We start from the raw sequence: 661 nt of genomic DNA on the forward strand, positions 1-661 counted from the left end.
TCGGGCGACCGCTCCGGTTTCCGACGCCGTCACCCCGGAGACCCGTCCCGCAGCTCCGGCGTCCTGCCCCGCAGCTTCGGCTTCAGGAGCCGCCGTCTCGGTCTCCGGGGCCGCCGCCGCGGCGTTCTGTCCCGCCGCCCCGGCTTCCGGGGCCGTCGCCCCGGTGTCCTGCCCCGTCATCCCGGTTTCCCGGGCGGTCGCTCCGGCTTCCGGGACCGCTGCCTCGGTGTCCTGCCCCGCAGCCCTGGCGCCCTGTCCCGCAGCTCCGGCTCCAGGGGCCGCCGTCTCGGTCTCCGGGGCCGCCGCCGCGGCGTTCTGCTCCGCCGCCCCGGCTTCCGGGGTCGTCGCCCCGGTCTCCGAAGTCGCCGCCCCGGCGTCCCGTCCCGCCGGCCCGGTGTCCCGGGCGGTCGTTCCGGTCTCCTCGGCCCTGGTCACGACTTCCAGCGTCTTCGTGTCGGCTTCGTCCTGCCCCGCCTCGGTGTCCGTCCCCCTCGCCGGGGCGGTCGCCGTGGTGCTCGGGGCCGGGAGGGGCATGGTCACCGTGTCGGCCGATCCGGTGTCGTGCCGCATCACCGCCGCCGCACCGCCCCCCGGGAGACCGCCCACCGGCGGCAGGACCGTGGGCGCCGCCGGGGGGGCGGGCCCCGGGTAGCCCCGCCCC

At 79.3% G+C, this 661-nt stretch carries 1 pseudogene; it reads right to left on the reverse strand.

The features are described 5' to 3' along the window. Nucleotides 1–606 (reverse strand): annotated as a pseudogene (locus tag ACFW6B_RS37120) (hypothetical protein); the annotation flags it as partial. Nucleotides 607–661: the final 55 nt, after the last annotated feature.

Source organism: Streptomyces sp. NPDC058751, from assembly GCF_042746485.1.
In the GTDB taxonomy this organism is placed as follows: domain Bacteria; phylum Actinomycetota; class Actinomycetes; order Streptomycetales; family Streptomycetaceae; genus Streptomyces.